The 6,841-nt window shown below is 44.1% G+C and carries 7 protein-coding genes and 1 pseudogene; 5 read left to right on the top strand and 3 right to left on the bottom strand.

The genetic code is table 11. The annotated features are described in order from the left end of the window. A partial coding sequence (locus tag L1D11_RS22145) for a transposase (RefSeq protein WP_239862800.1) occupies positions 1-262 on the top strand: 262 nt, incomplete at its 5' end. A gap of 36 nt (positions 263-298) precedes the next feature. Here the strand turns inward: L1D11_RS22145 and L1D11_RS22150 are convergent. Further along, the gene (locus tag L1D11_RS22150; protein WP_239834648.1) at positions 299-1,651 is read right to left on the bottom strand and encodes an MATE family efflux transporter; all 1,353 of its coding nucleotides are present in this window, start codon (positions 1,649-1,651) and stop codon (positions 299-301) included. A 100-nt stretch (positions 1,652-1,751) separates the two neighbouring features. Between L1D11_RS22150 and L1D11_RS22155 the strand changes: the two genes are divergently transcribed. Continuing rightward, positions 1,752-2,720, top strand: coding sequence for a LysR family transcriptional regulator (locus L1D11_RS22155; protein WP_239834649.1), 969 nt, complete (start codon positions 1,752-1,754; stop codon positions 2,718-2,720). A gap of 95 nt (positions 2,721-2,815) precedes the next feature. Here L1D11_RS22155 and L1D11_RS22160 read toward each other — a convergent pair whose 3' ends face one another. Beyond that, the gene (locus L1D11_RS22160) at positions 2,816-4,216 is read right to left on the bottom strand and encodes an alpha-amylase family protein (RefSeq protein WP_239834650.1); all 1,401 of its coding nucleotides are present in this window, start codon (positions 4,214-4,216) and stop codon (positions 2,816-2,818) included. Positions 4,217-4,523: 307 nt separating this feature from the next. On the opposite strand from L1D11_RS22160, the gene L1D11_RS22165 reads away from it, so the two are divergent. After that, positions 4,524-5,423 carry a DMT family transporter gene (locus tag L1D11_RS22165; protein ID WP_239834651.1) on the top strand — a complete coding sequence of 300 codons (900 nt, stop codon included), beginning with the start codon at positions 4,524-4,526 and terminating at the stop codon, positions 5,421-5,423. Positions 5,424-5,518: 95 nt separating this feature from the next. Here L1D11_RS22165 and L1D11_RS22170 read toward each other — a convergent pair whose 3' ends face one another. Next, on the bottom strand, positions 5,519-5,938 hold the full coding sequence (locus L1D11_RS22170) for a VOC family protein (protein WP_239834652.1): 420 nt from the start codon (positions 5,936-5,938) through the stop codon (positions 5,519-5,521). 402 nt (positions 5,939-6,340) lie between these two features. Between L1D11_RS22170 and L1D11_RS22175 the strand changes: the two are divergent. Both L1D11_RS22175 and L1D11_RS22180 read left to right on the top strand, forming a co-directional pair. Beyond that, positions 6,341-6,619 (top strand): annotated as a pseudogene (locus L1D11_RS22175) (hypothetical protein); the annotation flags it as partial. A gap of 61 nt (positions 6,620-6,680) precedes the next feature. Then, the coding region (locus tag L1D11_RS22180) for a transposase (RefSeq protein ID WP_239862662.1) at positions 6,681-6,841 on the top strand (161 nt) is incomplete at its 3' end.

Raw genomic sequence — 6,841 nt, forward strand, 5'->3', positions numbered from 1 at the left:
GGAGGTGTGGTGGGCACAAGTACAGGAGGTGTGGTGGGCACAAGTACAGGAGAGTGGAATTAAGCCATTGCAAGAGTTCGCACGAAAACTGAGTCCTTATCTTCACGGCATTATCGCATCGGCAAGTTATCCGCTTAACACCTGCACATTGGAAGGGATAAACAACAAGATAAAACTAATCAAGCGAATGGGATATGGGTATCGAGATACAGACTACTTCTTCTTGAAGATAAAAGCGGCTTTCCCCGGAAAGCCGCGATGAACCTTTTTATTGTCGGTAATAATCTCACTAAAAAGCTTAAGAATAAGCAGAACAACCTACATCAGGAGCCTTGCTGTTCTTATTAAGCACGACCATCAAATGAATGAGCAATAGAATACCGGTCACACCTAAGCCAACGCCGATCCCACCCCAGATCCCTGCTAGCTCGAATTTTGGCATCAAGTACCAAGCAGCAGGCAGGCCAAACATCCAGTAACCAATGGCAGTCATCACCGTTGGCATAGAGACAATCTTCATCCCTCTTAGCAGGTTAATCGCCAACAGTTGCCAAGCATCAACAATAAAGCACAGAGCGACGACCCAGATCACTGAAGCCAATAGCGATGTCATTGCGCCAGTGCCGTCGTCTAGCTTGAAGATAGAAGCGATCATCTCAGGCCATATGATGAACACGGCAGACAAGGCGACACTCAACACCGACACTAATATAAAGCTTTGAATCGAGGTTCTTTTGATACCTTCATAGTTGCCTGCGCCATAATCACGGCCAACCAAAATTGCCGCAGCTTGCGAGAAACCGAAGTTGAAGTTCCAAGTAAAGCTCAAGCATTGCAGCAGGATTTGATGAAGCGCCAGAGAGGCTATGCTGATCGTCCCTGCCATCAAGGTTCCACCGTATATCAAGCCATGCTCAAGCAACGCTGCAATCGCGATAGGTAAGCCCATCAATAGCAAAGGGCTCATCAGCTTAATGGAGTACTCTTCTGTGTGTAGCCAAGGGGCAAATTGTTTGAATTCGTCACGCTTGAATACCCAAATCGTGTAACCAATCATCACCATAAATGCCGCAATCGCGGTACCTAGCCCAAGTCCGGTTAATCCCATATCCAATGTAAAGGTTAAGAAATAGCTCACTGGAACATTCAGAATTACCGTGATTATCGACATCACTAAAATAGAACGTACATTGCCAAACGCACTGGTTAAGCCACGCAACACCAATAAGATAAGCGAAGGCAACATCACCCATTTAAGAGCATGCACGTATTCCATCGCTAAGGTAATCACTTCCTGTGGTTGCTTGGCGGCTTCTAACACTAATGGGGCTAACCAGAAGCTTGCCATTAAGAGCGCACTAAGTACAAATGCCAGCATGGTTGCGCCTTTCACTGCCAACCGAATTTGACTATTACCAAATTCAGGGCGAGCCACTCGTTGACCATAAGCGATCGCAATCAAATTCGCGACACAGCCTACCGTGCTGCTCGCGATAATGAAGATAAAAAAGTAGATAGACGCGCCTAAGCCACCAACCGCAAGGGCTGACACGCTGATTCGCGACATCATCCAAACGTCAGTAAGGACTAAAGCCATGGATATCAGCTGTGAAATGATCAAAGGGAATGCAAGAGTGAGTATTTTTTTCATGAGCGCCTCGGTTAATTTCGACCAAAATACGATCGATGGGACTAGCGTTCAATTGATAAATTTGCGACTCTAACATTCCAAAAACTCATGCGAGTGAATTATGACCCCATATCCTAACCTGCCATCCTCACATAATGGCTTAAAAGCCTTCGAAGCGGCTGCAAGGCTTATGAGCTTTACACTCGCTGCCGATGAACTCAACGTGACACAGAGTGCGATTAGCCGTCAGATAAAACAGCTTGAAGATGAGCTGAACGCATCTTTGGTCATTCGTAAACATCGAGCGATTGAATTAACAGAACAAGGTCATGATTTGTATGTCGCTTTGCGGGAAAGCTACGGCAGTATCGAATCGGTTATCGCATCTTGGAGTGAACCCAAACAGAAACGTATCGTGATAAAGGCAACCCTGAGTTTTGCTACGCGCGTGTTGATCTCTAAGGTTCGTGAATTAAACGAGCGTTACCCAGATTACGAGATCGTTATTGTTCCTGTTATAGAAGAAGATGAAGCCATTAATAGTAGTGAGTATGACCTGTTGATCTTCCATACTCGATTCAAAAGCCGCTATGACAACGCTCCTGACATCGCCTTCTTACGTGAAGAGTTTATGGCACCCGTGTGTTCCACAAGCTTAACCAATGCTTTAGGTTTGACTAAGCAAAATACCGACCTCGATTCGATCTTAACCATGCCAAGGCTTCACCCGACTTTAGATCACCATGACTGGAAGGTATGGCTGGCCGATGTCAAATCGCCACCGACAAAACCCGTTAGAAATACCAGCTTCTTATCTCTGGATATGGCACTCAGTGCTTGCTTATCCGGTGAAGGCGTCACGGTAACGGATCTGCTTTTGGTCTTGCAGGATTTGCAACGAGGTTTCTTGCACTGCCCGCAAAATGCCAAGATTCAACACAGTGCTTGGACCTACTTCATCCACCAGCGTACTCACTCTGCTGTGATCAACGACTTGATTGAATGGCTGAAACAAGAGACAGAGAAAGAGATCGAGTTACTGAAAGCACTATCTCATCAGAACCATTGGTTTGGTGTAATTACCGATTAACAAGAGCGATAGACCTTAAGCCCAGATACGAATAAGCACAGCACGTGCTACGGCTTATGCTTTTTACCAGTGGTGTTCGCTCTATAGAATAAGCATTAAAGCTTAAACATACGCGCACTGCGTGGTGGCAGATTAAACGTATGATAGCAAGAAGAAATGGTTTCTGTCGCGCTGCTTAATACGTCTTTGTATTGAACATGCCAATTGAACTCATATTGGTAGGTATCAACCGTCACGTCACGCGTTTCGCCACACTTGTTAATTCCAACAACACCTTCTTTGCCACGCTTAAACAGCAAAGTACATTGGTCGCTCGAAATCATCGTCATCGACTTACCTTGCATCGCATTATGGAAGCTCAGCATATTCTTCATATTCGAGCTATTCCAAACATTACCCCAACGACCATTATCTTTGTCTTCTGAATCAGGAAGATCATCACTGTAGATCAACGGCGTACCGCCATCTTTACCAAGGATATACGCATAAGCAAGCTGCTCATCTTGTGGATCCATAATTTGGTAACGGAAGCCGTCGTTGGTTGGAATGTCATGTGTGATCGCAAAAGTGATCGAACGATTATCATCGAGTGCTTGGCCGTACGTTCTTGGATCATGCAGTTGGTTCAAACCACCGCCCATAGAGAACGCCGATCGAATCGAAGCAAACAACGGGAAGTCATACGCTGAGTGGTTGGTATTATTCAGATAAGGTGCTAAAAATGACTCGTAGCCGCTGTTTCCTGCTCCACCACTGGTAATCACCTCACCAAATACATGCATGTTCGATGTGATATCTGGTGTAAATACTTGGTCGATTTGGTACTGGCTCATATGTTTCACCGCATCAATGCGGAAGCCCTTGATACCCATCTCTTTTAGCGCCTTCAAATACAAACGTTGCTGTGACACTACCCAGTTGTTTGGGTCGAGATCGGGTAGCCCGGTATCGCCATCAGCACCACACAAACGCCAGTATTGAACATGTCCCGGATCGTTCCAGTCTGTAATACAGCCTGCAGCATGGAAATCGTTAGCCGACACAAAACCTTGCGCTAAATTGCCAAAAAGAGTCTGGTCAGCATAGTAGCTTGAACGGCTGGCATACTCGTTTAGCACTTCTGTACCAGGATAGTTTAAGTCACTTCGCTTCCAGCTTTCATTCGCCATATGGTTAAGTACAACATCCGCGTAAACATCAACACCGACGCTTTTCAGCGCAGCAATCATTGTCGCTAAATCTTGTTTATTCCCCAATGGAGAATCAATCGTGCGTAGATCTTGTGGTTGATAACGCGCCCACCATTGGGTCCCACTAGATTTCATTGCCGGAGCAACCAGTACTTTCTTGTAACCAGCTTCGGCGATTTGATTAGCATTGGCTGTCACATCTGAATATTTCCAGTTAAATGCATGCAAAATGGTATCGGCATAAGTCGCTGAACTAAAAGAGCAAAGCGCAAGTGTGGATATGAGTAAGGTATTTTTTGGTTTCATAGAACATATCTCTCATTACAAATTCACAGGAATGATATGAGTGATAAGGACAATTAAAATGCCCTATAAATCAGAGTTGGATTAGCGTCACCTTCTGTTGATGTTGATTTTATAAAATTGAGCTATGGTCGATATTATGTGAGACAAAATGTGATGTAGGTTTGGTGGTACATTGATGTATCCGTAATAAGTAAAAGAGCAGAAATGAGAATTAATTGAATCAAGTTGACGAGAAAAAGACAAAGACTTTGGTCGCCTCTCTTAAACTGAGCTATGATTCCTTCTCCCTCAACCGATTGATATTTTTATGCCTTCTTTCTCTTTTTCAATGATCCCTGTTGGGGTTCGATTCATGCTCCTCTCCGCTTTTGGATTCGCACTGATGTCAGCCTGTGTGAAATACATCAGCAACTATGGCATACCTGTATTTGAGATTGTTGCGGCAAGGGCGTTAGTGTCTTTGATCATTAGCTATATTGACGTAAAACGAAAAGGCATTTCTATCTGGGGTAACAACAAACCACTGTTGTTTGTTCGAGGTGCAGTTGGCACTGCGGCGCTGATGTGTGTGTACTTCGCAGTTACTACGTTACCGCTAGCAGAAGCAACCATTCTACAGTACGTACACCCCGTGTTTACTGCCCTGCTTGGCGTGTTATTCCTCAAGGAGCAAGTCCAGAAATCGACCATGATCTGCATTGCCTTTTGTCTTGCGGGCTTATTGGTGATGGTACAACCAAGTATGAACAGTAACGTAAGCAGCGATTTGCCGTTATTCAGTATTCTGGTGGCATTACTTGGAGCGTTTGGTAGCTCAATCGCTTATGTGATTGTGAGAAAGCTTAGCCAAACGGAAGACAGCTCTGTCATCATCTTCTACTTCCCATTAGTAGCTTTACCAATATCGACAGCGCTTATTTGGAACGACTTTGTAATGCCAAGCCTATTCTTAACCGTGATGTTGGTTTTGGTTGGGGTATTCACTCAAATTGGCCAATACGGTTTAACCAAGGCAATGCAAACTCAAGCAGCAGGAAAAGCTTCGGCTTACTCTTATGTTCAAATCGTCTTCTCTGCATTGTTAGGCGTATGGATCTTCAATGAGATCCCATCAATATGGACATATCTTGGTGGTGGCCTGATTGTGACTGGCGCGCTTATTAATGTGTTTGGGAAACAACTATTGGTGTCGTTCAAAGCTAGGTAGAACAACGAGCGAAAGAACAGTTAGCTAATCAATCTAAAAAGGCATTGCGGAGTGTTCCACAATGCCTTTTTCAGTTTTCCTACCTAACGATTCTGCTAACTTGTAGCATTTCTCAGCTTAGGATCATCACTCAGATATTCAACGAACTCGATTTCAAAGCCAGCCGGATCTACAAAGTAGACATTTTTTCGATAAGGTTCTTCAGCGCCGGGTTTAGCAATCGGGAAGCCCGCATCGATAAGACGTTGAGTGACGCTTTCGATATTACTGGTCACATAAGCGAAGTGCGCGAGGCCAACAGAATGCCCATCTAAATCTCTATTCTCACCCTCACCATGATCACTCATTGCGATGTATTGATACTCATCTCCAAAGTGCAACCAGTTACGTGGCTTACCTGACCATTCGCCCTTACCTTCGTCACGAACATACCAATGAGGGAACGCCGCTTTGTAGAAAGTCAGCATTTCTGGGATGTCTTTAACGACTAAATTTACATGTTCAAGTTGGATCATTCTTCTCTCCTTAAAGTATTCTCGTAAGCAACGTTGCATATCCTAATACCTCAAGTTAAGTTGAGGTAAAGCACTAATTTGCATTTATTTCGAGAACGTTTTAAAGCCCAAATTGTCATATTTATTGAAATACAAACTTTAAGTTTAGACGACCTCAAACCAGATAACTGACCTCTACTTCAAGAGAAAAGTAAACCTACTAGATTCCCTCAAATTTGGATAAGAAACCAAGTTTCCTGTTCAATATTTAAACGCATTAACATCCCCTTATTGACTGATACATCAGCTTACACTTCGATTTCATATTAGCCAACAACACTGATCTAGGTTAATAAACGAGTCTCACAATAACTTTACTTTCATTGCGGTCAGATAATTAATAAAAAGGAAGTGAAAGTGAAAGTGAAAAAATTATTAGCACTTGGTATCGCAACAGCAATCTCGGCTCCAGCAATAGCCGACCATAACACAATCAATGGTATGGATTTTGGTCCACTCGCAAAATTAGTCGGCACATGGAAATCAGTCGAAACTGGTGGTGTTGATATCTCTCCAGGTCAAGAAGGTACAGAGGTGGGTGCAGGAGGCCCCGCGGTAACACCATTTTATGAAGTGATGACGTTTGAGGTTGCGGCAGATGCAACCAACGCCAGCGACCAATATCTGGTTGCTCTGTACTATGATCCGCACCAGCAGTTTTGGACATCGAGTTAAGTGAGTACAATCACTAACGAGGTGAACCATGACAAGCAAGAAAAAACGTATTATCCATTCCCCTGAATTTAAAGCAGAAGCCCTGAAGCTAGCAGAGAAAGTSGGAGTAGCTGCGGCAGCGAGGCAACTGTCATTACACGAATCCCAGATCTATGGTTGGCGTAAGGCAGTTAAGAGCGACACCAGCAC

Source organism: Vibrio sp. Isolate32, assembly GCF_022397955.1.
Taxonomy (GTDB): domain Bacteria; phylum Pseudomonadota; class Gammaproteobacteria; order Enterobacterales; family Vibrionaceae; genus Vibrio.

What these genes read in the sequence shown, in the direction of transcription:
- L1D11_RS22150 (WP_239834648.1), bottom strand. Translation starts at nt 1,651, where the DNA reads ATGAAAAAAATACTCACTCTTGCATTCCCTTTGATCATTTCACAGCTG.
- L1D11_RS22155 (WP_239834649.1), top strand. Translation starts at nt 1,752, where the DNA reads ATGACCCCATATCCTAACCTGCCATCCTCACATAATGGCTTAAAAGCC.
- L1D11_RS22160 (WP_239834650.1), bottom strand. Translation starts at nt 4,216, where the DNA reads ATGAAACCAAAAAATACCTTACTCATATCCACACTTGCGCTTTGCTCT.
- L1D11_RS22165 (WP_239834651.1), top strand. Translation starts at nt 4,524, where the DNA reads ATGCCTTCTTTCTCTTTTTCAATGATCCCTGTTGGGGTTCGATTCATG.
- L1D11_RS22170 (WP_239834652.1), bottom strand. Translation starts at nt 5,938, where the DNA reads ATGATCCAACTTGAACATGTAAATTTAGTCGTTAAAGACATCCCAGAA.